Raw genomic sequence first — 24,460 nt, 5'->3', positions numbered from 1 at the left:
AATCGCAATCTCCGCCCTCTGGACCTTGCGTCAGCGCAGGCATAGTCTGCGCTCCAGCGAGCGAGGGGAGTTTCCGCACATGGCCACCGGCAAAAATATCCGCACCTATTTCAACGGCACTTGGCATGACGGCGACACGCCGATCATCTCGGCTGCCGACCACGGCGCGTGGCTTGGCTCGGGCATCTTTGACGGTGCGCGGTTTGTGAACGGCCTCACGCCTGATCTCGACAAACACTGCGCCCGCACCAACCGCTCTGCCGAAGCGCTGATGCTCACGCCCACCGTTTCCACAGAAGACATGGTCGAGATCGCGCTGGAAGGTCTTAAAGCCTATGACACCGGCTCCGCTGTTTATATCCGGCCAATGTATTGGGGCATCGACGGCGACGTGACCGCCATCGTGCCCAGCGCCGACAAAACCGGCTTTGCGATCTGCCTCGAAGAAATCCCGATGGCACCGGAATCTGCCTCGACAACCCTGACCAAGACCCGCTTCCGCCGCCCTGTGCTGGAAAGCTCTGTGGTCAACGCCAAGGCCGGCTGCCTCTATCCCAACAACGCCCGCATGCTGCGCGAAGTGCGCGACAAAGGCTTTGGCAATGCGCTGGTGACCGACGCCATGGGCAATGTCGCCGAAACCGCCACCGCCAATATCTTCATGGTGCGCGACGGCGAAGTCTTTACGCCCGTGCCCAACGGCACCTTCCTGTCGGGCATCACCCGTGCGCGCCACATCGAAAACCTGCGCGCCGATGGAGTGACCGTGCATGAAACCGTGCTGGGTTATGCCGATTTCGAGGCAGCCGACGAAGTTTTCATGTCGGGCAACATGAACAAAGTCACCCCGGTGTCCGCGTTTGACGACCGCCAATATCAGGTTGGCCCGCTTACACGCCGTGTGCGAGACATGTACTGGGATTGGGCAGCCTCAAACGCCTGATACAGAACCGGCCAAAGCCCCTTGCTTTGGGCGTTCGCCGCGCAGGTGCCGCAATGGCCGTTTCCAAAATCTGTTGCGCCACCGCGCCCTTCCCGCCAATATCCCCCGAAACGGGAGACACCTTATGCGCAAGTTCCTTGTGATACTGGACGACAGCCGCGAATGCCTGAACGCCATGCGCTTTGCCGCCATGCGCGCCGCCAACACCGGCGGCGGCGTCAAAGTGCTTTCCGTCATTGCGCCCGAAGAATTCAACCACTGGATCGGCGTCAGCGACCTGATGCGCGAAGAAGCCCGCGAACGCATCGAAGTGCACTTTGAAGTCTTTGCCAAATGGATGCGCGACCGTCAGGGCGTAGACCCGGAACTCAAAATCCGCGAAGGCGAGGCCGTGGCGGAGATCCTGTCTGAGGTCAAAGAAGACACCGACATCGGCGTTCTTGTGCTCGGCGCGAACAACGACCGCAAAGGCCCTGGCCCGCTGGTCACGCAATTGTCGCGCAACTCGGGCTCCATGCCTGTGCCAATGACGGTAGTGCCCGGCGACTTGACCAAAGAACAACTCGAAGCGATCACCTGATCACAAGGGCGCGATGCCAAAGCGGCCCTGACCTTAGAATCATTCTAATCCTTGACAGACGGGCTGCGCGGGCGCATATCCATTCCTGATAGGAAAGGTCTGCCATATGTTCATTCAAACTGAATCCACGCCGAACCCGGCCACTTTGAAATTCCTGCCCGGCCAGACCGTGCTGGAAACAGGCACGGCCGACTTCCCGACGGCCGAAGGCGCCTCCGCCTCGCCACTCGCCACGCGCATCTTTGCGGTGAACGGCGTGTCCGGCGTTTTCTTCGGCAATGACTTTGTCACCGTGACCAAAGGCGACGACATCGAGTGGGATCACATCAAACCCGCCATCCTCGGCGCGGTCATGGAGCACTTCCAATCCGGTCAACCGGTTATGGCCGGAGATGCGATTGCACCTTCGGGTCACGCAGAACACACCGGCGAAGACGGCGAAATCGTTGGCCAGATCAAAGAGCTTCTAGACACCCGCGTGCGTCCGGCTGTGGCACAAGACGGCGGCGACATCACCTTCCACGGCTTTGACCGCGGCGTAGTCTATCTGCACATGCAGGGCGCCTGCGCCGGGTGCCCATCGTCGACGCTGACCCTGAAAATGGGCATCGAGAACCTGCTGCGCCACTACATTCCCGAAGTGACCGAGGTGCGCCCGGTTGCCGTCTGACGGCACCACACATCACAAGATCACAGGACGGTGCTATTGCGGCGCCGTCCTTTTGGTTTCTGACCACCTGCCCGCCACAGTTGCCTATTGCCACTGTTCGGACTGCCGCCGCTGGACCGGCGCACCTTTGCCTGCCTTTGCCGCCTTTGGCGCCGATCACCTTTCGGCAAAACCGGATCAAGGCACCGGCATATCCCACACCCAAGGTGTCACGCGCTGGAACTGCAACGCATGTGGCTCTCCACTGATGGCACGGTTTGAGTATCTTCCCGATCAGGTCTATGTTCCGCTTGGTCTGATCGATCAGGCCGCAGACCTGGCTCCCGCTTTGCACTGTCATGCGGACGCCGCCTATCCTTGGCTGCATCTCCAAGACGACGCCCCGCGCGTTTTTGGCAGCGCACGCAACACGTTGAACGACGCCATCTGAGAGACGCCCGTGACCTTTTCCCCTCTGATCCTTGCGTTTGACACTTCCGGCCCACACGTGTCTGCCGCCCTGTTACGGGGTGACAACGTTGTGGCTCTGATAAGCGAAGATATGAAACGCGGTCAGGCCGAACGCCTCATGCCACTTTTGCAAGAGGTTCTGGCTGAGGCCGACACGACCTTTGCCGATCTGGATGCCATCGGCGTCGGCGTCGGGCCCGGCAATTTCACCGGTATCCGAATTTCCGTCAGCGCAGCGCGCGGTCTTGCTCTTGGTCTCGCTATTCCAGCCGTCGGCGTGTCGGCTTTTGCAGCCACCTCACTGGACGCGGCCACACCGCATATCGCTATGGTCCCTGCGCCGCGCGATCAGGCCTATGTCCTAGGCGAGGGATACCCGACCCCGAAACTTGTTCCGGCGGACGATTTGGACGCAAACCTAATTCGCCCGCTTGTCGATCCGGCAACGCAGGTCCGCAACATCGCGCGCATCGCCGCAACGCAGTTCGATCAAAACCCGCCGCGTCCGGCACCACTGTATATCAAGCCCGCCGACGCCGCCCCGCCTCGCGATCCAGCGCCAGTGATTCTTGATGGCTGACCCCGATTTCAAATCACTTGCCGCATTGCACTCTGCTGCATTTTTAGACACCCGTGCGTGGTCGGCTGACGAATTCTCGAGCCTTCTGTCCAGCCCGCACTGTTTCTGCGTCTCTGATGACGGGGGTTTTGCCTTGGGGCGCTGCATTGTCGACGAAAGCGAGCTTTTGACACTGGCCGTGCACCCCAGTCACCGCCGCAAAGGCCTGGGCCGCACACTTCTTAAGGCCTTTGAGAGCGAATCGCAGAACCGACGCGCCACCCGCGCTTTCCTCGAAGTCGCCGAAGACAACGCCGCGGCACTTGCTCTCTATCAGGCCGCAGGATACCAAATCACCGCCAATCGGCCTGACTATTACCGTCGCGACAACGGCAGCCAAATAGCTGCCAGCCTTATGGAAAAGACGCTAAACTAAGCACAGGCCCGATTCGCGGACCAATTTTTTGGCCAAATAGTCAAAATTCAGTTGACCCTTCGGGGCGCTGTGGCCTTACTTGCACGATGATCCTTCGGGATTGAACAATTGGGACGGCAAATAAACGACCGCCCCGCTACTCAAATGGGAGACATTCATGAGCCTCATGCACAAATTCCTCGGCGCTGCTGCTGCCGTTGCCCTATCCGCAGGCGCAGCTCTGGCAGAGCCAGCGCTGATCTTTGACCTTGGCGGCAAATTCGACAAATCGTTCAACGAAGCAGCCTTTGGCGGCGCGACTCGTTGGGCCGAAGAAACCGGCGGAACGTTCCGCGAAATCGAACTGCAGTCCGAAGCTCAGCGTGAGCAGGCCCTGCGTCGTTTTGCTGAAGCTGGCGCCAACCCGATCGTCATGACCGGTTTTGCTTTCGGCAACGTACTGTCCGAAGTTGCACCTGACTATCCTGACACCAAATTCGCAATCATCGACATGGTTGTCGACAGCCCCAACGTACGCTCCGTTGTTTTCAACGAGCACGAAGGCTCTTACCTGGTTGGCATGATGGCGGCGATGGCCTCTGAATCCGGCACCGTTAGCTTCATCGGCGGCATGGACATTCCACTGATCCGTAAGTTCGCATGTGGCTACGTTCAAGGCGTCAAAGCCGTGAACCCAGACGCAACCGTGATCCAGAACATGACCGGCACAACACCTGCCGCCTGGAATGACCCGGTAAAAGGCTCCGAGCTGACCAAAGCACAGATCGCCCAAGGCGCAGACGTTGTTTACGCAGCGGCTGGCGGCACAGGCGTTGGTGTTCTGCAGACCGCAGCGGATGAAAGCATCCTGTCGATCGGCGTGGACAGCAACCAGAACTACCTGCACTCCGGTAAGGTTCTGACGTCCATGATGAAGCGCGTTGACAATGCTGTTTATGACGCAATGACTTCTGGTGTTGATCTGGAAACAGGCTTCAACGTCATGGGCGTTGCCAACGGCGGCATCGACTACGCCATGGACGAGCACAACGCGTCGCTCGTGTCTGCTGACATGAAAGCAGCCGTGGACATGGCCAAAGGCAAAATCGCTTCCGGCGAGCTGGCTGTTCACGACTACATGTCCGACAACACCTGCCCGGTGGAATAAGACAACGCTCCCGGCCATTCGCTGGGGTCGAAAATTGGGGCCGTGCCACTGCGGCGCGGCCCCTTCCACTCAAAAAGGCCCGTCATGACACACGCGATCGCAAGCTTTTTCGCCGCATGGGGCGAAGCTGACGCGGACACCCGCAGCGCAAACCTGCGCCAAACTCTGTCCTCGTCGATCTCATATGCCGACCCTCGCACGCCTGACCCGATAACCGACATCCAAGCGGTCATCGATTATGTCGGCATGTACAGCCAGTTCGCCCCCGGTGCGACAGCCGAGGTGGTGGCACAAAGTGAGACCGCAGCGCAGCATCGCGCGACCGTCGCTTTCCGCATGGCGGACGGCACCGAGCAATTGGGCCAGTATTACATAGACCTCGATGACCAATCCCGGATCTCCCGCGCGGTTGGCTTTGCAGGAATCGGAGCACCTGAATGACCGCACCGGCGATTGAATTAAAAGGCATCTCCAAGGCCTTTGGCCCTGTTCAGGCCAACAAGGACATCTCGATCTCGGTCCAGCCCGGCACGATCCACGGAATCATCGGCGAAAACGGCGCGGGCAAGTCCACGCTGATGTCGATCCTCTATGGGTTTTACAAAGCTGACGCTGGCGAGATCTTCATCAAGGGCGAGAAAACCCTGATCCCCGACAGCCAAGCCGCCATCAAGGCCGGCATCGGCATGGTTTTCCAGCACTTCAAGCTGGTGGAAAACTTTACCGTTCTGGAAAACATCATCCTTGGTGCCGAAGACGGTGCGATGCTGTCCACCTCGCTGGGCAAAGCCCGCAAAGAGCTGAAACACCTTGCCGAGGAATACGGCCTCAATATCGACCCCGACGCGGTGATCGAAAACCTGTCCGTCGGTCATCAGCAGCGCGTAGAAATCCTCAAGGCACTCTATCGCAAGGCTGAAATCCTCATTCTCGATGAGCCCACCGGTGTTCTGACACCGGCCGAGGCGGATCAGCTGTTCCGCATCCTTGACCGGCTGCGTGAAGAAGGCAAAACCATCGTCCTGATCACGCACAAACTGCGTGAAATCATGGACACAACCGACACGGTTTCGGTGATGCGCCGTGGCGAAATGACCGCCACCGTGAAAACCGCCGACACCTCGCCCGAAGAACTGGCCGAACTAATGGTGGGCCGCAAAGTGCTTTTGCGTGTCGACAAAGTTGCGGCGACGCCTAAAGAAACTGTTCTCGATATCAAAGGCTTGCGGGTAATTGATGAAAAGGGCGTCGAGCGTGTCAAAGGCATCGACCTTCACGTCCGCGCCGGAGAAATCCTTGGCATCGCGGGTGTGGCCGGCAACGGTCAGTCCGAGCTGCTCGAAGTGCTCGGTGGCTTTGCACATGGCACAGGCGTGATCGAAGTGAACGGCGCCGAGATCCCTTTGACCGGACACGGTGCCGACGGGCAAGCCCGCCGTGCCGCGGGCATCAGCCACGTCCCCGAAGACCGCCAGCGGGAAGGCCTGATCATGGAGTATTCCGCTTGGGAAAACACCGTGTTCGGCTATCACCGCGACCCCGCGATCCAAAACGGCATCCTGATGGACAACGCAGGAATTCAGGCCGAAGCGCAGGAAAAGATGGACCGCTTTGACGTGCGTCCGCCCAATCCCAAGCTTGCGGCCAAAAACTTCTCCGGCGGCAACCAGCAGAAAATTGTTCTGGCGCGCGAAATCGAACGCAATCCTGACCTCCTGCTGATCGGCCAGCCGACACGCGGCGTCGACATTGGAGCCATCGAATTCATCCACGAGCAAATCGTCAAACTGCGCGATCAGGGCAAAGCCATTCTGCTTGTCTCGGTGGAACTGGAAGAGATCATGTCGTTGTCAGACCGCGTTGCGGTGATGTTTGACGGCCATATCATGGGTGAGCGTGACCCCGCTCAGACCAACGAACGCGAACTCGGCCTCCTGATGGCCGGTATTACTGACACCTCCGCCGTAGCCGATTCCGGTGATGGCGCTTCTGAGGAGGCTCTCAACGATGGATAAGATGCCTAAATGGGCCGACATCGTCCTGATCCCGCTCATCTCCCTGTTTTTGGCTGCGTTTTTCTCTGCTTTGGTCATTCTGGCCATCGGTGAAAGCCCGATCGAAGCACTCAAGTTGATGATCGATGGCGCATTGATGCGCTCGTCCGGCTGGGGATACACGCTCTACTACGCCACAAACTTCCTGTTCACTGGCCTTGCCGTATCCGTGGCTTTCCACGCGCGACTGTTCAACATCGGCGGAGAAGGTCAGGCGATGATTGGCGGCCTTGGCGTGGCGCTTGTGTGCCTCTACGTGCCTTGGCCGCACTGGTCGCTTGCCATCCTCGGCGCCTCTGTTGGGGCCGCCTGCTTTGGCGCGCTCTGGGCGCTGATTCCGGCTTACCTTCAGGCAAAACGCGGCAGCCACATCGTGATCACCACGATCATGTTCAACTTTATCGCGGCCGCGCTCCTGAACTATGTTCTGGTGGAACTGCTGCGCCCCGTGGGTGCGATGGATCCGGCCTCGGCCAAGTTCGCCGCCGCCACTCACCTGCCCTCGTTTCAGGACATGTTCTCAACCGCCGAAACCCCGATGTTCCGCGGCGCACCTGCCAACGTGACGTTCTTCCTTGCGCTGGCCGCTTGTGTGTTTGTCTGGGTGCTGATCTGGCGCACCCGTCTGGGCTATGAAATCCGTGCCTTTGGCCAATCCGAAACCGGTGCCAAATACGCTGGCATCAGTCCGGTCAAAATCACCGTGGTTGCCATGCTGATCTCCGGCGGCCTTGCAGGCATGATGTCCGTCAACACCACCATGGGCGAAACCGAACGCCTGATCCTGAACTCCACCGAAGGGGCCGGCTTTATCGGCATCGCTGTGGCCTTGATGGGCCGCAACCACCCGTTCGGTGTGTTCCTCGCAGCAATCCTGTTTGGCTTCCTCTACCAGGGCGGCGCCGAACTGGCGCTCTGGACGTCGATCCCACGCGAATTGATCGTGGTTATTCAGGCGCTGGTGATCCTCTTCACCGGAGCTTTGGACAATATGGTGCGCGAGCCGGTTGAAAAAATCTTCATCGCGATGCGCCGGAGGAACACCTGATGGACTTTCTGACACTGCTTCAGGTTCTGGACACCTCTGTCCGACTTGCGACACCGCTGCTGCTGGCCTGCCTTGCCGGTCTCTATTCGGAACGCTCCGGCGTTGTTGATATCGGGCTTGAGGGCAAAATGCTGGCGGCGGCATTCTTCTCCGCCGCTGCGGCCTATTATTCAGGCAACGCCTGGGTTGGTATGCTCGCAGGCATCGGCGCTTCCGTGGCGCTGGCAACAGTACACGGTCTGGCCTCGATCACCTTCCGAGGAAATCAGCTGATTTCCGGCGTGGCGATCAACTTTTTGGCCGCTGGTATGACCGTTCTTGTCGCGCAAAGCTGGTTCAAACAAGGCGGGCGCACCCCGTCCCTGACCGGCTCTGCACGTTTTGGACCAATCGAGTTGCCCTTCGCCATCGGCCCATCAGACGCCGAAGCCGCAGGCCGCCCGCTCAGCCGGATGATCGCCGAAGCAGGCCCCCTGCAACAGTTCTACTCGGAACTGATCTCGGGCCACTCGATCCTGGTGTATCTTGCGCTGCTGACGGTGCCTCTGACGTGGTGGTTGCTGTTTCGCACCCGCTTTGGCCTGCGTCTGCGCGCCGTGGGTGAAAACCCTGCCGCTGTGGACACCGCTGGCGTGTCCGTGGTCTGGCTGCGCTACAGCGCGGTGCTGATCTGCGGCGTGCTGTGCGGCATTGCTGGTGCGTATCTGTCCACGGCGCTTCAGGCCGGATTTGTCAAAGACATGACCGCCGGTCGTGGCTTTATCGCCCTCGCCGCGTTGATCTTTGCCAAATGGCGTCCGGTCTATGCGCTTTGGTCCTGCCTGCTCTTTGGATTGTTCCAAGCGCTGGAACTGCGTCCTGACATCATCACAAACCTGACCGGCTTTGAGGTCCAGATTCAGCTGCTGGGCGCCCTGCCCTACATCCTGACCGTGGTGATCCTCGCGGGTTTCATCGGCAAAGCTATCCCGCCGAAAGCCAGCGCCGAGCCCTACATCAAGGAACGCTAACCGCGCCCAACAAGGTTTCACGACAAAGCCCTGCCCGCATCACTGCTGGCGGGGCTTTTTTCATCTGACCAAGCTCTGAGACGCTCAAATAAGTCCAGATTGACCCCAAAGATCTGTCCTGTGGGGTTTTCTCTGTCCACCGTGGTTGCAAAAGGCCGCCTGCTGACGCTATCAAAAACTATGCAGATCTACCTTCCCATCGCCGAAGTCTCTGTGAACGCTTTTTTGCTCTTGGGCATGGGCGGCTTGGTGGGCATTTTGTCAGGTATGTTCGGTGTGGGTGGCGGCTTTCTGATGACGCCAATCCTGTTCTTTATAGGCATCCCTCCCGCAGTGGCCGTGGCCACCGAAGCCAACCAGATCGTGGCCTCGTCTTTTTCTGGCGTGCTCGCACATGTCAGGCGACGCAACGTAGACTTCAAGATGGGCACAGTGCTGCTTGTTGGCGGCCTGATAGGGGCCGCGTTTGGCGTGGTGGTCTTCAATTACCTGAAATCGATGGGCCAAGTCGATCTGCTGGTCAAACTCTGCTACGTGGTCTTTCTTGGCGTGATCGGCTCGTTGATGTTTGTCGAAAGCCTGAACGCCCTGCGCAAGTCGCGCAACAACGTCCCGCCCACACGTAAGAAACACAACTGGATCCACGGCCTGCCGTTCAAGATGCGCTTTCGCGTGTCTGGCCTGTATATCTCCGTGATCCCGCCAATTATCGTCGGCGTCTTTGTCGGTATCCTGTCCGCTATCATGGGTGTTGGCGGCGGCTTTATCATGGTGCCCGCGATGATCTATCTGCTGGGTATGCCGACCAAAGTTGTGGTGGGCACCTCGCTTTTCCAGATCATCTTTGTCACCGCGTTTACCACGCTCTTGCACGCCACCACAAACTTCACGGTGGATATCGCGCTGGCCGTGCTTTTGCTGGTCGGCGGCGTGATTGGCGCACAGATCGGCACCCGCCTCGGCACCTACCTCAAAGCAGAACAACTCCGCATCCTTCTGGCACTTCTGGTGATCGTCGTCTGTGCCAAACTGGCGCTTGATCTCTTGCTGCAACCCACCGAGCTGTTTTCGCTCGGCGCGCCAGGAGGCCACTGATGTTACTGCGCAGCCTGCTCCTTTTGCTGACCCTTGCGACACTTCCAGCCCGCGCCGAAGAGGTTGTGCTCGGCCTCAGCCAAGACAAAGTCGCCATCACCGCCACGTTCAACGGCAAAGAAATCTTGCTGTTTGGCGCCGTCAAACGCGAAACCGCCATTCAGGAAACGCCGCCGCTGCAAGTGGTGATCGCAGTCTCCGGCCCTACGGGTCCGATCACTGTGCGCCGTAAAGAGCGCCGGTTTGGCATCTGGGTCAATACCGACGCCATTGAGGTCGACACCGCGCCAAGTTTTTATGCCGTGGCCACCTCAGTGCCCTTCTCCGAGGCGCTCTCCAACGTCGAAGATCAACGCCACAAAGTCTCCATCCCGCTGGCGATCCGTTCTGTTGGCGCGCCGATGGATGTCGCCAACCCGCAAGATTTCACCGAGGCCGTGATCCGCATCCGCCAGAACGAGGGCCTTTATCAAAAGCTCGACGGCGCGGTGCGGTTTGACGAACAAACCCTGTTTCGCACAACCATCCAGATGCCCGCAAACCTGACCGAAGGAAATTATCCCACGCGGATTTTCCTGACCCGCGGCGGCAACGTGGTGTCGCAATTTGAAACCGTGATCAACGTCAACAAAGTGGGGCTGGAACGCTGGCTCTATGACCTGTCCCGTCAAAAACCGCTTTGGTATGGCCTCATGTCTTTGGCGATTGCCATTGCCGCAGGTTGGCTCGCCTCGGCGGTGTTTCAACTTTTCCGCCGCACCTAAGCCTTTCGGTCCTAGTGCCCGGCGGCAATCATCGCGCGGATTTTCACAGCTTTCTCGAAATGATCAAGCGCGTGAACCTTTATCCACCAATGTGCAGCTTCCCAAAGCAAATCGGGGTTGTCATTTTTGTTAGCGAAAAACGCATAAAACGACAGCCCAACCGTTTCTCCCTTGGCGGCAATCTTTCGGTCACAAACCTCGATTGCTTTCGCGCGCAAACTTTCCCGCATTCTAACCGCGCCCGATAAAAGGCATTTTGGTCGCCATCACCGTCATGAACTGCACGTTGGAGGCCAATGGCAACTCCGCCATATGCAGTACCGATTTCGCCGCATCCGCCACGTCCATCGTGGCAATAGGGTCTTTGCCCTCAGCCACCAAAGCATCATTCAAACCCGCCACCATATCCGTAGCGGCATTGCCAATATCGATCTGCCCGCACGCGATGTCATAAGGCCGGCCGTCCAGCGACAGCGTACGCGTCAAGCCTGTGATGGCATGTTTGCTCATTGTGTAACAGACCGATCCTTCGCGCGGCACATGCGCCGATAGGCTGCCATTGTTGATGATCCGTCCCCCCGCTGGGCTTTGGGTGCGCATCTGTTTGAACGCCAACTGTGCGGCCACAAACATGCCGCGCACATTGACGGACATGACCTCGTCAAATCCCGCCAGCGGCACCTCGTCTATGGTTCCCGCAGGCCCAAACAGCCCCGCGTTGTTAAACAGCGCGTCCAGCCGTCCCGCCGTGTCGACAAACCGTGCAAACGCCGCCGCCATCGCAGCCGCGTCATTCACATCAGCCTCAAGCACCACCGCGCCATCGCGTCCCTCGGCCACCGCCGCCAGCCTCTCCGCACTTCGCGCCAACAGACCCACACGCCAGCCCGCATCCAGAAACACCTCAGCCGTCGTGCGGCCAATTCCCTGACTTGCCCCTGTGATGATAATTCTTTTCATGGCGCATCCTCCTGCACTTCCAACGTCAACGGCACCGGCGCCACCGCCAGATCATCGACCTGCAAATCATAGGTCGGCTTGGCCAACCGGTTCCTGACAACCCAATAAAGCCGCTCACTCGCCCGCGTGATCGCCACATAAGCCAGCCGTTTCCACAATGGCTGCCCCGCTTCGATCCGGTTCATCCGCGCCGCCACAAACAGGTCCGGCGCAAACACCTGCACGTTCTCCCACTGGCTGCCCTGCGCCTTGTGGATCGTCACCGCAGCGCCGTGCAAAAACGTCGCTCCCATACGGGCCGCAAACGGAATAAACGGCTCTTCCTCGTCCGGCTTTTCAATCTTTACGATCGAGGCTGCAGACACCCGAGGGTCTTCCGCCCCCATCACATGCAAACGTGAAAATCCCGGTTTTCGTCCGGGCCCGAGGTACACAACCTGCGCACCTTTGATCAGCCCGCGCGCCTCCAGATCCAGCCGCTTCTTACGGTGCTTCGCGGGCAACTCAATGCCATCACAAATCAACGGCTCGCCCGCCAAAAGTTCGTCCTCAGGCGCATGATGCACCCGCCGGAACGCCTCGATCAGCCGGATGCGTGTCGCATTGCGCCACACCAAAACCGGCGAGCGCGCCATCAGGTCAACCTCAACCCGTTGCGCAAGAATTACCCTGTCATCCTTGCGTGACACATCCTCGACCATGCGCTCAAAATCCTGAAACGACAGCTCCGGATCAGCCAGCGCATGCGCCAGATCAAGGATCGGATTGTCGGCCTCCTGTCGGTGGATACGCTCAAGATTATACACCGCCGGCGCCGGCAATTTATCAAACACCATCGTGCCCGACTGGTTCACAGGTGCCAACTGCGCCGGATCACCAAACAGCACCAGCGTGCTGAAAATCTCTTTCAGGTCGTCAAACTGCTTGTCATCCAGCATCGAGCTTTCGTCGATAAATCCGATGTCCAACGGATCATCCCGCCGCTTCCAGCCGGTAATGAAATCACTGCCCCGCAGCCCGGCCGCCGCCAGCGCTCCGGGGATGGATTTGTGCAGTTGATAAAATGCCGCTGCACGATCCAGCGCCTCATCCGTCAGCCCCTCAATCTCGGGCCGCTCGCCATTTTCCGCGAGCCATTCCGCAATCTTTTCGTATTCCGGATCATAAACCGGCGTATAAATAATCCGGTGAATGGTCGTCGCCGGCACGCCGCGCATCCGCAAAACACTCGCCGCTTTGTTGGTGGGCGCCAAAATCGCCAAGGTCCTGCGATCTTTGCGCTTTTTACCCTCATAATCACCGGAAACGATGTCCACGCCCGCCGCTTCCAGCGCTTTGACCATCTCGGCCAACAACAAGGTTTTGCCCGACCCAGCCTTGCCGGTCACCGCCGCAATCGCGGTTTTGCCCTCAGAGGCTGGCGTCAAAATGCCATCGTCCAAATCCACCCCAAGCCCCTTGAGTAAGGTGGAGATATTGTCAAAGGCCTCGGCCTGATCGTGGCTGAATGTAACGGGTGTGCTGCTCATGGCGCGACCCTATATTGGGCGGCGGATGGGGGCCAGCCGGTTTCGCGGCTTTTGGCAAGGGCGGGCAAACACTGTTTCCCCGCCCCCTTTGCGTTTTTCCGACCTGCACTCTCAGATCGACAAACTTGGGTCACTCAAGCCGTTCGAACTCTCCCGGCTGCCACGTCCGATCAAACCATTCATCAAGCGGGCCATAAAGCCGGAGCAGCACAAACCACCCTTTTTCCGGGATGGTTTGCACCCAGTTAGCCTCTTGGCCTTCCGGTGCCTCCGGTCCGAAGTAAAGCGTTACGGATCCATCCGCATTCTCCACAATCGGGTCGCGCTTGTTGTTTTTGGACGGATACGGTTGGCTGGTTTGTAATTCGGACCGCGTTTGCGGGTCATATACAACCACAGACCAGAAATCTTTGGCTGGCACATTCGCCGGAATTTCCAATTTATAATTACCCGACCCGTTCAGAAACACCCCATCCGAATCCGTCGCGTTCAATGCATATTGCGATCCAACACCCGGAATTTTCAAAACCATCGCAGGCGTGTTCACGGTCGCCATATAAAAGAACATGGTCCGTGCGTCCGCATACCGCCCGCCATCACCGTCATTCTTGAGCCACTGATAGCTGCCACCGACAAATGCCGTATACCAACCGCTGTTCTCATACAGGTAAGCGTCTGGATCCCGCGGTTTCAACCAAATCGACCGCGCGGTTGCGTTGCCAACCGCCACAGCTTCCCGAAGTATTTCGCTCATGCGCTCATCGGGTGCGAATGGTTTGCCCTTTTCGATCCCAATAGACGCGGCAAGTCCGCGCAGTTCTGGGTCCAGCATACTGGTCGGTTCCCGCTGTATCACTTCGTCGAGTTCGTGATAAAACTCAAATGTGTTGGCATGGATCGTGTTGAATACCTGCTCGGACCCGCTGATGAACTCCATTTCAGGTGGGTTGTCTTTTTGGGCCAAAGGATAGATGCGCAACCCCGTCTTATAGGCCGCGACGGCTGTGTCAGTCTTGCCATCCACAAGAAATCCCCGTGCGATGAACCAATTGACGTAACTGGTCGATTTCGACACGAAATAGGTCTCGCCGTCCACTTGGGCCTCATAGCCTCCTTCTGGCGGATCAAGCTCGCCTTCGTATTCCGGCGGCAAAATCAGGTACTTGCCCCCTTCGCCTTTATCCAATCCCGGAACGCCCATATCCGCGACAAACCGGAAATAAGCGTCGTTGACCGTCGCCGGTCCCTGCCCTTTCGGAATTTCAATCACCGTAGCGCCGTCTCTTTCAAGATCCAGCATGGTCATGCCGTAAATTGTGTCCGTGTTCCCCGTCAGAAACAGCGGATTGGAATCCATTAATTTGTCAAAAACCATGACTTGGTTTGACGTTTCAATGCCCATTTCCACGTGCCCACGTCGAATGCCTTCGATGGACGTTGCCGGAATAAAGTTCAGAAAAACCTCGACGCCGCGCATGAAATCCAAAGTGTCCCACATCAACGCACTTGTTTCGGGCGTCGGACGCCCGTCATCAAATCGCAATGTGCCGATGCGTGTTTCAACAACGTCAGGCGTCATTATGTCTTCAGGTATGGGGGTGTTGTATCCGGGAACGGTTTCTTCTGCGTTCACAGTGCCGGCGGCCATGACAGCAACGCAGGCGAATCCAATCAGTTTAATGCTTAGCTTTCCAAATAGATGCATGAGGCAATCCAATGCTGGTGTTCAGTTTCGGTATGTTCAAAGTCAATTCAGCTGGTCCAATACCTCACGCTAACGCGGACACGCCCAAAAATCAAAAAACCCCGAGCCTTGCGGCCCGGGGTAAGTCGAAAACGGGGAAACCGTTTTATCAAATTGTAAGTCTTACTTACCTGCTTCAAGCACCTCTTCCAAAGTACGCAGGCCAGTCTTTGGCGCCTGCACCAGCACCGACATGTTGCCCGGCTTGTGCTCGTTGCGCAGCATTTTCATGTGTGCGTCAGGCAGCTCTGCCCAAGGGAAAACTTCGGACATACACGGGTCCAGACGACGCTCAACCATCAGCTTGTTGGCGGATGCCGCCTGCTTGAGGTGGGCAAAGTGGCTGCCCTGCAAACGCTTCTGGTGCATCCACATGTAACGCACATCAAACGTACAGTTGAAACCGGACGTACCGGCGCAAATCACAACCATGCCACCCTTTTTGCAAACAAAAGACGATACAGGGAACGTCGCCTCACCGGGGTGTTCAAACACGATATCGACATTGTTGCCTTTACCGGTGATGTCCCAAATGGCTTTGCCGAATTTACGTGTTTCTTTGAACCATTCGGCATACTCCGGCGTGTTCACAGTGGGCAGTTGACCCCAGCAGTCAAAATCTTTGCGGTTCAGAACACCCTTGGCGCCAAGATCCATTACAAACTGCCGTTTGTCCTCATCCGAAATCACGCCAATTGCGTTGCCGCCTGCCGCATTAATCAGCTGGATCGCATAAGAACCCAACCCCCCGGACGCGCCCCAAACCAGAACGTTCTGACCCGGCTTAAGCTCGTGCGGGTGGTGGCCGAACAGCATCCGATAAGCAGTTGCCAGTGTCAGCGTATAACAGGCGCTCTCTTCCCAGGTCAGGTGCTTGGGACGCGGCATCAATTGCTGCGCCTGAACACGTGTGAACTGCGAGAACGACCCATCAGGTGTTTCATAACCCCAGATGCGCTGGCTTTCGGAATACATCGGATCGCCGCCGTTGCACTCTTCGTCGTCGCCGTCATCCTGATTGCAGTGAATCACAACTTCGTCGCCAACTTTCCAGCGCTTGACCTTGTCGCCGACGGCCCAAACGATGCCCGCCGCGTCAGATCCTGCAATGTGATATGGCTGCTTGTGCACATCAAACATGGAAACAGGCACGCCCAGACCGGCCCAAACACCGTTGTAGTTCACACCCGCTGCCATCACCAGAACCAGCACTTCGTGACTGTCCAGTGTTGGCACGTCTACAACTTCTTGCAGCATTGCCTTATCAGGTTCGCCCTGACGCTCACGCCGAATTGCCCATGCATACATCTGCTTAGGCACATATCCCATCGGTGGAATTTCACCCACTTCATAGAGGTCTTTTTTAGGAGCGTCATAAGACGCAATTGCGCTTTCGGTATCCAGAGCCATGAGTGCCTCCATCTGTTGATGTTGCCGCGATGCAGAATCGCGCTGTCCCCCCATGAAATATCGATGGATGGGTAATATTGCAACTACGCTTGCCGTGTTTTTGAAACTTTATAACCCAGCAGCTGCAGCAATCAATGCTGCACTTGCACTATTCCTTCAGCAGATGTGCAATGGAATTGGCATAAAAAGAAAGTATATCACGCCGTTCAGGGTTGGCTTCAAATGTACCGTTGTGGCGCAGAATGACGCGGCGTTCTTCCAAAATGCGCAACCCCGCCTCGGTCGCATAACTCAGATCGCCCCGCGGCAAATGAATGTGCTCACGGGCCAGCTTTTGCATCCAGCCGTCATAGGCCGTCTCAATCGCGCTCCGGCTAATCGGCGCGTCGCTGGCTAGGATAATCGCAGCCACCATCGGCGCTGGCAGCACCGGCACCACACCATTGATCCGTTCCATCAATTCGCGGGCAAGCGGCTTAGCCAATTCGCCCTCATAGGTGTTGCTGAACTCCGACAGCGAAAGCGGGGTGCCAAAGCTTACCGCCGCATATCCGAACTTGTGATATTTGCCGCGGATACGCAGCCAGATCTGTTTAAAAAAGAAACCCGCAACCACGCTGATCTTGGCGTCAAAACGCCGCCCGCCGCTGGCCTGAGCGTTGATCAGGATCCGGTCCTCAAGCACGCGGTCATAGTTCAGCGCCACCGGCACAAACACAACGTCCCGCCCGCCGGGCTCATACGTGTCGGTGATGTATTTGAGCAATCCCAACTTCGGTTGCTGCGGCGCGCCATCCAAACTCAACCCGCCTTCGGGGAACATGGCTTGCGACACACCGCCTTGCGTGGCAAGCCGCACATATGCCGCCAGAACCTTACGATACAGCGCGTTGCGCGATTTACGCCGGATAAAGTAGGCCCCCATCGCCTTGATCAACCGGCTCAGCGGCCATACTCGCGCCCATTCCCCAACCGCATAAGCCAGCGCCGATCGCTGCGCCGCCAGATAGGTCACCAGAACGTAATCCATGTTGCTGCGGTGGTTCATCACAAAGACCACCGTTGCGTCTTTTGGGATGGCGTTGATCCCGTCCTCATCAAAATGCACCAGCCGCACACGATACAACGCCCGGCTCAGAAACCGCGCCAAACGGATGGCAAATCCGAAATAGGCCGACGCCGAAAACGACGGCACAATCTCGCGCGCATATCGCTTGGCCTCTTCAAAGGCGACGTTCTCCGGCACCCCGGTTTCTGCCGCATGTTCGGTCACCGCCTGCGCCACATCTGGCTGGTAAATCAACCGCTGGATCATGTCGTAACGCCGCGCCAGCTTGAACGGCTCAATTGGCCGCTCCAACCGCTCGTTGAGCCGCGCCACGGCCTTCTCCATTCGACGACGGAAAAACCAGCGAACGGATGGAAACAAAAAGTGGCTGGCCGCCGTGACTGCCGCAAACAGCATGATCAGGATAAACAGCCAGATAGGTAATTCGACAGTCTGCGTCATGGCTCACCCTTGCAACGCTTCGCACGCGCAGTAAACAGGAAATCTCGCTTGGTCGGCGTACGTGCGCGGGCACGACCCCACGTCTCATCACGCCGCATCGCAGCAAATTCGCTTGCATATGAAATTTCGCGCAACTAGGTTCTCACGCAACAATATTGCCCGCCGTGTTCTTCACAGTGATTCAGGAGGCCCCAGATGTCGCAGACGCAGCAAGACCGCACCAAGGACCGTCCGTGGTTGATCCGCACTTATGCTGGCCACTCCACGGCCACCGCGTCCAATGCTCTTTACCGCGCCAATCTGGAAAAGGGCCAAACCGGCCTTTCGGTGGCATTCGATCTGCCCACACAGACCGGTTACGACAGCGATCACATTCTGTCGCGCGGCGAAGTTGGCAAAGTCGGCGTTCCGGTCGGCCATCTGGGCGACATGCGCGCCCTGTTTGACCAGATCCCGCTTGAGCAGATGAACACCTCGATGACAATCAACGCCACCGCGCCTTGGTTGCTCTCTCTTTATATCGCTGCTGCCGAAGAACAGGGCGCCGATGTCACCAAACTTCAGGGCACAGTACAAAACGACCTGATCAAGGAATACCTCAGCCGCGGAACCTACATCTGCCCGCCGGAACCCAGCCTCAAAATGATCGCGGACGTGGCCGAGTACTGTTACACCAACGTGCCCAAATGGAACCCGATGAACGTCTGTTCCTACCACCTGCAAGAGGCAGGCGCGACGCCAGAGCAGGAACTGGCCTTTGCGCTGGCCACCGCCATCGCCGTGCTGGACGCGCTCAAGCCGCGCGTGCCAGCCGAAGACTTCCCCGCGCTTGCTGGTCGTATTTCCTTCTTTGTGAATGCCGGTATTCGATTTGTCACCGAGATGTGCAAAATGCGCGCCTTTGTTGATTTGTGGGATGAAATTCTCGAAACCCGCTATGGCGTAGAAAACCCGAAATTCCGCCGCTTCCGGTATGGGGTGCAAGTCAATTCGCTTGGCCTGACCGAACAACAGCCGGAAAATAACGTTTACCGCATCCTGATTGAAATGCTTGCAGTAACCCTTTCCAAAAAAGCCCGCGCGCGCGCGGTGCAATTGCCTGCGTGGAACGAAGCGCTTGGCCTGCCGCGCCCTTGGGATCAACAGTGGTCGATGCGCATGCAGCAAATCATGGCCTTTGAAACCGACCTGCTGGAATTTGACGATCTATTTGACGGAAATCCAGCCGTAGACGCCAAGGTCGAAGCCCTAAAGGACGGCGCCCGCCATGAATTGTCCAATTTGGAAAGCATGGGCGGCGCTATTGGCGCAATCGACTATATGAAGTCCCGCCTTGTGGACAGCAATGCCGATCGCCTTGGCCGCATCGAAGCGGGCGAAACCGTCGTCGTTGGCGTCAACAAATTCCAGAAAGGCGAACCCTCGCCTTTGATGACCGGCGACGGCGGCATTATGGTTGTCGATCCCGCGGTTGAGCAGGAACAGATCTCTCGGCTAAATGCGTGGCGGTCCACACGCGACACCGACGCCGTAGAAAAAGCCCTCGCCGATCTGCGGGCGGCTGCGGCCAATGGCGACAACGTCATGCCTGCTTCTATTGCAGCAGCTAAGGCTGGTGTCACCACCGGCGAATGGGCCGCCCAGATGCGCACAGTTCACGGGGAATACCGCGGCCCCACAGGGGTTTCCGGCGCACCCTCCAACAAAACCGAAGGCCTGGATGAATTGCGCGCGGCGGTGGACACCGTCTCCGACAAACTTGGTCGCCGGCTGAAATTCGTGATCGGCAAACCGGGCCTTGATGGCCATTCCAACGGCGCCGAACAAATCGCGTTCCGGGCCCGCGACTGTGGTATGGACATCACCTACGACGGCATCCGCCTCACGCCCGATGAAATCGTGGCCACCGCACTGGAAGACGACGCGCATGTGGTTGGTCTTTCCATCTTGTCCGGCTCGCACATCCCGCTGATCGAGGATTTGATGCACCGCATGCGCGATGCCGGACTCGGTGACAGGCCGGTGATCGTTGGCGGCATCATCCCCGACGAAGACGCGGACCGTCTGCGGGCGATGGGCGTGGCGCGTGTCTATACGCCAAAGGATTTTGAACTCAATACGATCATGACCGATATCGTGACACTGGCAGATCCAAAATCAGCCGCCGCCGAATAGGCCTGTTTCCCAAATCCAAATTGGTATTTCTAGAGGCCTTGCAATCTGATCGTTGCGAGGCCTCTCATATTCAGACACCATGAGAAAACTGCGGGTTTCCTAGTGAAACTGACACAAATAACTGCTTGTACCTTCCAAGCGGAATCGCCGTAATGGACGTGACGTCAATTAGAAGGACAGTATTAGCATGAATTTGAGCAAAAAATCCTACGAAGAATTGCAATTGATGATGGCGGAAATCGACGTCGAATTAAAAAGGCGCGAAGCGGATCGTCGCAAAGACGCGCTTAAAGCCGTTGAAGACGCTGCAGAAAAGTTCGGATACTCCTTGGCCGATCTGGCCGCGGCGACCGGCCTTGGCAAGCGCCGTGGCTCGTTGAACAAAGGTGTACCAAAATACGCCGACCCCAAAGACAAGACCCGCACCTGGACCGGCAAAGGTCGCAAACCCAAATGGTTTGACGAAGCGCTGGCCGCGGGCGTGGCCCCAGATCAGATGGAGCTCTGATACCGCGTTTGGCGTCGCGTGACCCGTTTACGCCTGACTTCCTGCAAGTCTCTTGCCGAATTAGGGCTTGAACACAGCAGGCGGTTTGCGGCATCTGATCACTCTGGATAAAACGTCAAAAAAAGGGGTCGACCCATGACAGTGCATATTGGCGCCAAACCCGGCGACATCGCGGAAACCGTTCTTTTGCCAGGCGACCCTTATCGGGCGCGGTGGGCTGCGGAGAATTTTCTTGAGGATGCCGTCTGCGTAAACGAAGTGCGCGGCATGTTGGGGTTCACCGGCACCTACAAAGGCAACCGCGTCACTATCCACGGCTCCGGCATGGGAATGCCGTCGCTGTCGATCTATGTGAACGAACTGATCAAAGACTTCGGCGCGAAAACCCTGATCCGCATCGGCTCAGCAGGTGGCATGCAAAAACATGTAAACGTGCGCGATGTGGTCATCGCGATGACCGCCTCGACCCTGTCGACACCCTCACGTGGTATTTTCAAAGAGCTTAACTTTGCCCCTTGTGCCGACTACGGCCTGCTGCGCGCCGCTGCGGATGCAGCGACTGCCAAGGGCACGCCAACGCACGTGGGCGGCATCTACAGCTCGGACGTGTTTTATGACGAACGTCCCGACCTGAACGAACAGATGGTGCGCCACGGCATTTTGGGCGTCGAGATGGAAGCCGCTGAGCTTTACAACCTCGCGTCCCGTCACGGCGTGCGTGGTCTCGCAGTGCTGACCATTTCCGACCACCTTCTGACTGGTGAGGCCTTGCCGTCCGAGGACCGTGAAAAGAGCTTTGGCGACATGGTTGAAATCGCGCTCGAGGCTGCTTTCGCTTAAACAGCGCGCTCCCGCCCTTCGGTTGGGCATGGCTCATCTCCTACCGGAGACGAGCCTGACGCATCCTGATACAACAGCGCCCGCCCCGTTTACCGGCGCAGGCGCTTGTTTTTCGCATCACCGCATTTGGTGTTGGACCCGGCAATCTCAAAAGCGGACATTGGGCTAACCGCGGCCAACTCTCAGTTTGAGCCCACACCGGAAGTGCCAAAATCTTGCTGCGCGCACTCGCAGCGCAAGAAATGCTGCGTGAGCGTAAGATCTGGTGCCGCCGCGCAGCGTGAAATGCGGCCATTCAAGCAGACCGCAGCAAGGATCAGCGGTCGAATTCACAGACGCGGACCAAGCCGACCTTAAATTCTTCGCCTTCGCTGACGCAGCATCGCTTTGCACATGCGGCGTGTTTTTCGCTTTGCTACAGCCCACGTCACGGAAGCGGTCATTGCTTGCTGGTTTCGAATGGCTGATTCAGACCGCGCTTTGCTCAGGACAATCGGGAACTGTAGGCACCCTATGAATTTGACTTGCGATAGCTTGCGGGTGTTACGCCCAACCATCGCTTGAAAGCCCGTGTGAAAGAGCTTTGCTCGGAGAATCCAGTGAGGAAGGCAATATCGATAAGCGAGTATTGCGCGTCGCGAAGAAGGCCTTCGGCCAATTCGCGGCGCGTTTCCTCGGTCAAAGTCTGGAAACTCAGCCCATGTTCAGAAAGCCTGCGATGAAACGAACGCGCGCTAAGCCCTAAGCCCTTTGCAACATCCGCCATACGCGGGCCACCTTCGTTCAAGGCTTGCGCAATGGCGTCTTTGGCTTCGGCAACAAGGGGCGGCGCACTTTGGAAATCTGCAAGTTCTGCGTCGAGGTGGAGCGTCAAATAGCGTGAGATGCCTTCGTCGCCGAGTTTGTTCGGACGCTCCATCGCTTGCCGCGATATGAGGACGGCATCAAAGTCGGCGTCAAAAGTCACGGGGCAGCCAAACCACTCCTCGTGAAATGCTTTGGACTTCGGCCCGTTGTGCTGCGCAAAGACCTCAACTGGGGCAAACGGCACAGGGCACACCTCGCGGCTTAGCGAGACAGCACTTGCCAGCGTTGCTTCATTGGAAAGGCGCAGCCCCAATCGTCTCTCGCCTGCGCGGTGCAGGACAAAGAGCGTGCCGCGCGGATGCTCGCGCAGCTCATAAGTTACTACGTCCGTCCAGAGCCGCGCATAGCGTTCGATCCGCGAACAAGACCCGTAAAGCGTGGGTGCGGCCTTCCACGCGAGGCCAAGTGCGCCGTAGTCGTCACACCTCATCGACGCGCCGACATGCACGGGCAGCTCTGTCACGTCGACCACCTCGGCCATCGCCTCAAGCATGTCATAGTAGGCGACGGCGGGGATCATGTGTTTTGGATCCCAAGGCGCGTCATGATCAATGCCAACGGGCGCCAGCGTCGCCTTAGGATCAATCGCGGTTCCGGCGGCGGCGACCATCTTACGCGCAAAAAGGGAGGTCACATAAGGCATATTCAGAAGGATTTCCGTAAACCGACATCGTACATACAGAGACATTATCCGCGGTTCTTCAAAAAGTCACAGAGCACCTCTGACTGTTTTGACACCGGAGCTGCTGAACCACCCGTTGACGCGTTTTTGGCGAGCGCGGTCAAATCCTTGGCATTCTCGGTCAATATCTGAGGCCTCCGCGTGGCCTATTCCTTGGTCACAGAAACTCACCCAAGGAGAAAACCATGACCACCCAACCCATTCTCGTCGTCGGCGCAACCGGTAAAACCGGCGCGCGTGTTGCGGCCAAGCTGGAAGACAAAGGCGTTGACGTGCGCCGCGGCTCGCGCGGTTCGTCCACGCCATTCGACTGGGAAAATCCCGCCACCTGGGCACCAGCATTGAGTGGCGTCGCCAAAGCCTACGTCACATACTTTCCTGACCTCGCCTTCCCCGGAGCGGTCGAGAAACTCGAAGCCTTCACCAAGGTTGCTGCCGCCAGCGGGCTTCAGCATCTCGTTCTGCTGTCGGGTCGCGGTGAGCATCATGCCCGCCTCGGAGAGGACGTTGTACGCCACTCTGGCATTCCGTTTACCCTCGTGCGGTCCGCCTGGTTCGCGCAGAACTTCAGCGAAGGCTATCTGCGCGATCCGATCCTCGGCGGTATACTTCCAATGCCCGGTGGCGACATCGCAGAGCCAATCATCGACATTGACGATATTGCGGATGTCGCCGTCGCGGCGCTGACAGAAAAGGGGCACATTGGTGAACTGTATGAAGTCACTGGCCCGCGCCTGATGACGTTCGCCGAGATGGCCGGCGTGCTGACGCAAGCCACCGGTCGGACGATCCAGCACATCCCCATAACGTTTGAGGATTTTCACGCCAATGTGGCCGCGTCCGGTGATGATTTCGTCGCCGACGTCTTCACCGCAATCGCGCGCGAAACACTCGATGGGCGCAATGCACACTCCAACGACGGCGTCGAACGTGCACTTGGGCGCAAACCTCGCGACTTTGCTCAATTTGCGGCTGCTGCGGCCACTCTGGGGGCGTGGAGCACTGCCGCCTAACCGAAATCCAAAAATAGAAAGAATGTCTCATGTCTTTAACACTCTTAGAAAAAATCACGCTCGGCATCTCTGGCCTGACCGCCGTCGGCATTGGCGGCTTCATCATGGTCGCGCCCCACGCCTTTTATGCCAGCTACGGTATCACACTTAGCGATGATCCAAATTTGCTCAGCGAGCTTCGCGCCCCGGCAGCAGGCCTTTTGACACTAGGCGCTCTGATGCTTGTCGGCATCTGGCGCTCTGCGATGGCCCAATTGGCAGTCGCGGCGACACTGATCGTTTTCCTTGCCTTTCCAATGGGTCGGCTGGTCGGTCTTGCGGTCGACGGGGTCCCATCGGGCGGCATCATCGGCGCACTGGTGCTGGAAATCGCCATCGCAGGTCTGTGCATCGTTGCCTTCCGCCGTCGGATGGGGCGCACCGTCGCAACAATCTGATCCTCATATACAGCGCGCACCTTCCAGCA

At 57.9% G+C, this 24,460-nt stretch carries 25 protein-coding genes; 18 read left to right on the top strand and 7 right to left on the bottom strand.

The genetic code is table 11. The features are described 5' to 3' along the window. Positions 1 to 79: 79 nt before the first annotated feature. The 13 genes from SHIM_RS11910 to SHIM_RS11850 all read left to right on the top strand — a co-directional run bounded on the left by SHIM_RS11910 (position 80) and on the right by SHIM_RS11850 (position 10,756). Positions 80 to 943 carry a branched-chain amino acid aminotransferase gene (locus SHIM_RS11910; protein WP_054002852.1) on the top strand — a complete coding sequence of 288 codons (864 nt, stop codon included), beginning with the start codon at positions 80 to 82 and terminating at the stop codon, positions 941 to 943. A gap of 124 nt (positions 944 to 1,067) precedes the next feature. Further along, positions 1,068 to 1,523 carry a universal stress protein gene (locus SHIM_RS11905; RefSeq protein WP_054002851.1) on the top strand — a complete coding sequence of 152 codons (456 nt, stop codon included), beginning with the start codon at positions 1,068 to 1,070 and terminating at the stop codon, positions 1,521 to 1,523. 106 nt (positions 1,524 to 1,629) lie between these two features. After that, positions 1,630 to 2,193 carry a NifU family protein gene (locus SHIM_RS11900; protein WP_054002850.1) on the top strand — a complete coding sequence of 188 codons (564 nt, stop codon included), beginning with the start codon at positions 1,630 to 1,632 and terminating at the stop codon, positions 2,191 to 2,193. Beyond that, a complete protein-coding gene (locus SHIM_RS11895; RefSeq protein WP_241488851.1) occupies positions 2,183 to 2,623 on the top strand; it encodes a GFA family protein in 441 nt (146 codons plus the stop codon). Before SHIM_RS11900 ends, SHIM_RS11895 begins: the two co-directional genes overlap by 11 nt. Positions 2,624 to 2,632: 9 nt before the next feature. Further along, positions 2,633 to 3,223 carry a tRNA (adenosine(37)-N6)-threonylcarbamoyltransferase complex dimerization subunit type 1 TsaB gene (gene tsaB / locus SHIM_RS11890; protein WP_082358375.1) on the top strand — a complete coding sequence of 197 codons (591 nt, stop codon included), beginning with the start codon at positions 2,633 to 2,635 and terminating at the stop codon, positions 3,221 to 3,223. Continuing rightward, positions 3,216 to 3,638, top strand: coding sequence for a GNAT family N-acetyltransferase (locus tag SHIM_RS11885; RefSeq protein ID WP_054002849.1), 423 nt, complete (start codon positions 3,216 to 3,218; stop codon positions 3,636 to 3,638). The genes tsaB and SHIM_RS11885 overlap by 8 nt, the downstream gene beginning before the upstream one ends. A 157-nt stretch (positions 3,639 to 3,795) precedes the next feature. Further along, entirely contained in the window at positions 3,796 to 4,785 is a 990-nt protein-coding gene (locus SHIM_RS11880; RefSeq protein ID WP_054002848.1) for a BMP family lipoprotein, read from the top strand. Positions 4,786 to 4,869: 84 nt separating this feature from the next. Then, positions 4,870 to 5,226 (top strand): hypothetical protein, encoded by a 357-nt coding sequence (locus tag SHIM_RS11875; RefSeq protein ID WP_054002847.1) that lies wholly within the window; start codon positions 4,870 to 4,872, stop codon positions 5,224 to 5,226. Next, positions 5,223 to 6,800 (top strand): ABC transporter ATP-binding protein, encoded by a 1,578-nt coding sequence (locus tag SHIM_RS11870; protein ID WP_054002846.1) that lies wholly within the window; start codon positions 5,223 to 5,225, stop codon positions 6,798 to 6,800. Before SHIM_RS11875 ends, SHIM_RS11870 begins: the two co-directional genes overlap by 4 nt. Then, positions 6,793 to 7,887 (top strand): ABC transporter permease, encoded by a 1,095-nt coding sequence (locus SHIM_RS11865; protein ID WP_054002845.1) that lies wholly within the window; start codon positions 6,793 to 6,795, stop codon positions 7,885 to 7,887. Before SHIM_RS11870 ends, SHIM_RS11865 begins: the two co-directional genes overlap by 8 nt. Further along, positions 7,887 to 8,897 carry an ABC transporter permease gene (locus tag SHIM_RS11860; RefSeq protein WP_054002844.1) on the top strand — a complete coding sequence of 337 codons (1,011 nt, stop codon included), beginning with the start codon at positions 7,887 to 7,889 and terminating at the stop codon, positions 8,895 to 8,897. Before SHIM_RS11865 ends, SHIM_RS11860 begins: the two co-directional genes overlap by 1 nt. A gap of 180 nt (positions 8,898 to 9,077) precedes the next feature. Then, positions 9,078 to 9,992 (top strand): sulfite exporter TauE/SafE family protein, encoded by a 915-nt coding sequence (locus tag SHIM_RS11855; RefSeq protein WP_054002964.1) that lies wholly within the window; start codon positions 9,078 to 9,080, stop codon positions 9,990 to 9,992. Continuing rightward, on the top strand, positions 9,992 to 10,756 hold the full coding sequence (locus tag SHIM_RS11850) for a TIGR02186 family protein (RefSeq protein ID WP_054002843.1): 765 nt from the start codon (positions 9,992 to 9,994) through the stop codon (positions 10,754 to 10,756). The genes SHIM_RS11855 and SHIM_RS11850 overlap by 1 nt, the downstream gene beginning before the upstream one ends. A gap of 11 nt (positions 10,757 to 10,767) precedes the next feature. On the opposite strand, the gene SHIM_RS11845 is transcribed toward SHIM_RS11850, so the two are convergent. From SHIM_RS11845 to SHIM_RS11820, 6 genes are all read right to left on the bottom strand, one after another. Continuing rightward, complete coding sequence (locus SHIM_RS11845; protein ID WP_054002842.1) at positions 10,768 to 10,986, bottom strand: DUF6500 family protein; 219 nt, start codon at positions 10,984 to 10,986, stop codon at positions 10,768 to 10,770. Position 10,987: 1 nt separating this feature from the next. Continuing rightward, positions 10,988 to 11,716 carry an SDR family oxidoreductase gene (locus SHIM_RS11840; protein WP_054002841.1) on the bottom strand — a complete coding sequence of 243 codons (729 nt, stop codon included), beginning with the start codon at positions 11,714 to 11,716 and terminating at the stop codon, positions 10,988 to 10,990. Then, positions 11,713 to 13,245 (bottom strand): ATP-dependent DNA helicase, encoded by a 1,533-nt coding sequence (locus SHIM_RS11835; RefSeq protein ID WP_054002840.1) that lies wholly within the window; start codon positions 13,243 to 13,245, stop codon positions 11,713 to 11,715. The genes SHIM_RS11840 and SHIM_RS11835 overlap by 4 nt, the downstream gene beginning before the upstream one ends. A gap of 130 nt (positions 13,246 to 13,375) precedes the next feature. Then, the gene (locus SHIM_RS11830) at positions 13,376 to 14,950 is read right to left on the bottom strand and encodes a DUF1254 domain-containing protein (protein WP_054002839.1); all 1,575 of its coding nucleotides are present in this window, start codon (positions 14,948 to 14,950) and stop codon (positions 13,376 to 13,378) included. 162 nt (positions 14,951 to 15,112) lie between these two features. Beyond that, entirely contained in the window at positions 15,113 to 16,399 is a 1,287-nt protein-coding gene (ccrA, locus tag SHIM_RS11825; RefSeq protein ID WP_054002963.1) for a crotonyl-CoA carboxylase/reductase, read from the bottom strand. Between the two features lie 148 nt (positions 16,400 to 16,547). Further along, entirely contained in the window at positions 16,548 to 17,909 is a 1,362-nt protein-coding gene (locus SHIM_RS11820; RefSeq protein WP_054002838.1) for a 1-acyl-sn-glycerol-3-phosphate acyltransferase, read from the bottom strand. A gap of 195 nt (positions 17,910 to 18,104) precedes the next feature. Here SHIM_RS11820 and SHIM_RS11815 point away from each other — a divergent pair, with 195 nt between their 5' ends. The 3 genes from SHIM_RS11815 (at position 18,105) to deoD (ending at position 21,432) form a co-directional block, all read left to right on the top strand. Next, positions 18,105 to 20,084: a protein meaA gene (locus SHIM_RS11815; protein ID WP_054002837.1), complete on the top strand. Its 1,980-nt coding sequence runs from the start codon at positions 18,105 to 18,107 to the stop codon at positions 20,082 to 20,084. Positions 20,085 to 20,271: 187 nt separating this feature from the next. Next, the gene (locus tag SHIM_RS11810) at positions 20,272 to 20,592 is read left to right on the top strand and encodes an H-NS histone family protein (protein WP_054002836.1); all 321 of its coding nucleotides are present in this window, start codon (positions 20,272 to 20,274) and stop codon (positions 20,590 to 20,592) included. 135 nt (positions 20,593 to 20,727) lie between these two features. Further along, positions 20,728 to 21,432 (top strand): purine-nucleoside phosphorylase, encoded by a 705-nt coding sequence (gene deoD, locus SHIM_RS11805; RefSeq protein WP_054002835.1) that lies wholly within the window; start codon positions 20,728 to 20,730, stop codon positions 21,430 to 21,432. Positions 21,433 to 21,943: 511 nt separating this feature from the next. On the opposite strand, the gene SHIM_RS11800 is transcribed toward deoD, so the two are convergent. Continuing rightward, positions 21,944 to 22,987 carry an AraC family transcriptional regulator gene (locus tag SHIM_RS11800; RefSeq protein WP_241488850.1) on the bottom strand — a complete coding sequence of 348 codons (1,044 nt, stop codon included), beginning with the start codon at positions 22,985 to 22,987 and terminating at the stop codon, positions 21,944 to 21,946. Between the two features lie 179 nt (positions 22,988 to 23,166). Between SHIM_RS11800 and SHIM_RS11795 the strand changes: the two genes are divergently transcribed. Both SHIM_RS11795 and SHIM_RS11790 read left to right on the top strand, forming a co-directional pair. Then, positions 23,167 to 23,994 (top strand): NmrA family NAD(P)-binding protein, encoded by an 828-nt coding sequence (locus SHIM_RS11795; protein WP_054002833.1) that lies wholly within the window; start codon positions 23,167 to 23,169, stop codon positions 23,992 to 23,994. 29 nt (positions 23,995 to 24,023) lie between these two features. Continuing rightward, positions 24,024 to 24,431, top strand: coding sequence for a DUF4345 domain-containing protein (locus tag SHIM_RS11790; protein ID WP_054002832.1), 408 nt, complete (start codon positions 24,024 to 24,026; stop codon positions 24,429 to 24,431). Positions 24,432 to 24,460 lie beyond the last annotated feature (29 nt).

The sequence above is a fragment of the Shimia sp. SK013 genome (genome assembly GCF_001292625.1).
Lineage (GTDB): Bacteria > Pseudomonadota > Alphaproteobacteria > Rhodobacterales > Rhodobacteraceae > Shimia.
Note: the sequence above shows the minus strand (reverse complement) of the source record. Positions and strands in the feature narration are given on the sequence as shown.

What these genes read in the sequence shown, in the direction of transcription:
- SHIM_RS11910 (WP_054002852.1), top strand. Translation starts at nt 80, where the DNA reads ATGGCCACCGGCAAAAATATCCGCACCTATTTCAACGGCACTTGGCAT.
- SHIM_RS11905 (WP_054002851.1), top strand. Translation starts at nt 1,068, where the DNA reads ATGCGCAAGTTCCTTGTGATACTGGACGACAGCCGCGAATGCCTGAAC.
- SHIM_RS11900 (WP_054002850.1), top strand. Translation starts at nt 1,630, where the DNA reads ATGTTCATTCAAACTGAATCCACGCCGAACCCGGCCACTTTGAAATTC.
- SHIM_RS11885 (WP_054002849.1), top strand. Translation starts at nt 3,216, where the DNA reads ATGGCTGACCCCGATTTCAAATCACTTGCCGCATTGCACTCTGCTGCA.
- SHIM_RS11880 (WP_054002848.1), top strand. Translation starts at nt 3,796, where the DNA reads ATGAGCCTCATGCACAAATTCCTCGGCGCTGCTGCTGCCGTTGCCCTA.
- SHIM_RS11875 (WP_054002847.1), top strand. Translation starts at nt 4,870, where the DNA reads ATGACACACGCGATCGCAAGCTTTTTCGCCGCATGGGGCGAAGCTGAC.
- SHIM_RS11870 (WP_054002846.1), top strand. Translation starts at nt 5,223, where the DNA reads ATGACCGCACCGGCGATTGAATTAAAAGGCATCTCCAAGGCCTTTGGC.
- SHIM_RS11865 (WP_054002845.1), top strand. Translation starts at nt 6,793, where the DNA reads ATGGATAAGATGCCTAAATGGGCCGACATCGTCCTGATCCCGCTCATC.
- SHIM_RS11860 (WP_054002844.1), top strand. Translation starts at nt 7,887, where the DNA reads ATGGACTTTCTGACACTGCTTCAGGTTCTGGACACCTCTGTCCGACTT.
- SHIM_RS11855 (WP_054002964.1), top strand. Translation starts at nt 9,078, where the DNA reads ATGCAGATCTACCTTCCCATCGCCGAAGTCTCTGTGAACGCTTTTTTG.
- SHIM_RS11850 (WP_054002843.1), top strand. Translation starts at nt 9,992, where the DNA reads ATGTTACTGCGCAGCCTGCTCCTTTTGCTGACCCTTGCGACACTTCCA.
- SHIM_RS11845 (WP_054002842.1), bottom strand. Translation starts at nt 10,986, where the DNA reads ATGCGGGAAAGTTTGCGCGCGAAAGCAATCGAGGTTTGTGACCGAAAG.
- SHIM_RS11840 (WP_054002841.1), bottom strand. Translation starts at nt 11,716, where the DNA reads ATGAAAAGAATTATCATCACAGGGGCAAGTCAGGGAATTGGCCGCACG.
- SHIM_RS11835 (WP_054002840.1), bottom strand. Translation starts at nt 13,245, where the DNA reads ATGAGCAGCACACCCGTTACATTCAGCCACGATCAGGCCGAGGCCTTT.
- SHIM_RS11830 (WP_054002839.1), bottom strand. Translation starts at nt 14,950, where the DNA reads ATGCATCTATTTGGAAAGCTAAGCATTAAACTGATTGGATTCGCCTGC.
- ccrA (WP_054002963.1), bottom strand. Translation starts at nt 16,399, where the DNA reads ATGGCTCTGGATACCGAAAGCGCAATTGCGTCTTATGACGCTCCTAAA.
- SHIM_RS11820 (WP_054002838.1), bottom strand. Translation starts at nt 17,909, where the DNA reads ATGACGCAGACTGTCGAATTACCTATCTGGCTGTTTATCCTGATCATG.
- SHIM_RS11815 (WP_054002837.1), top strand. Translation starts at nt 18,105, where the DNA reads ATGTCGCAGACGCAGCAAGACCGCACCAAGGACCGTCCGTGGTTGATC.
- SHIM_RS11810 (WP_054002836.1), top strand. Translation starts at nt 20,272, where the DNA reads ATGAATTTGAGCAAAAAATCCTACGAAGAATTGCAATTGATGATGGCG.
- deoD (WP_054002835.1), top strand. Translation starts at nt 20,728, where the DNA reads ATGACAGTGCATATTGGCGCCAAACCCGGCGACATCGCGGAAACCGTT.
- SHIM_RS11800 (WP_241488850.1), bottom strand. Translation starts at nt 22,987, where the DNA reads ATGTCTCTGTATGTACGATGTCGGTTTACGGAAATCCTTCTGAATATG.
- SHIM_RS11795 (WP_054002833.1), top strand. Translation starts at nt 23,167, where the DNA reads ATGACCACCCAACCCATTCTCGTCGTCGGCGCAACCGGTAAAACCGGC.
- SHIM_RS11790 (WP_054002832.1), top strand. Translation starts at nt 24,024, where the DNA reads ATGTCTTTAACACTCTTAGAAAAAATCACGCTCGGCATCTCTGGCCTG.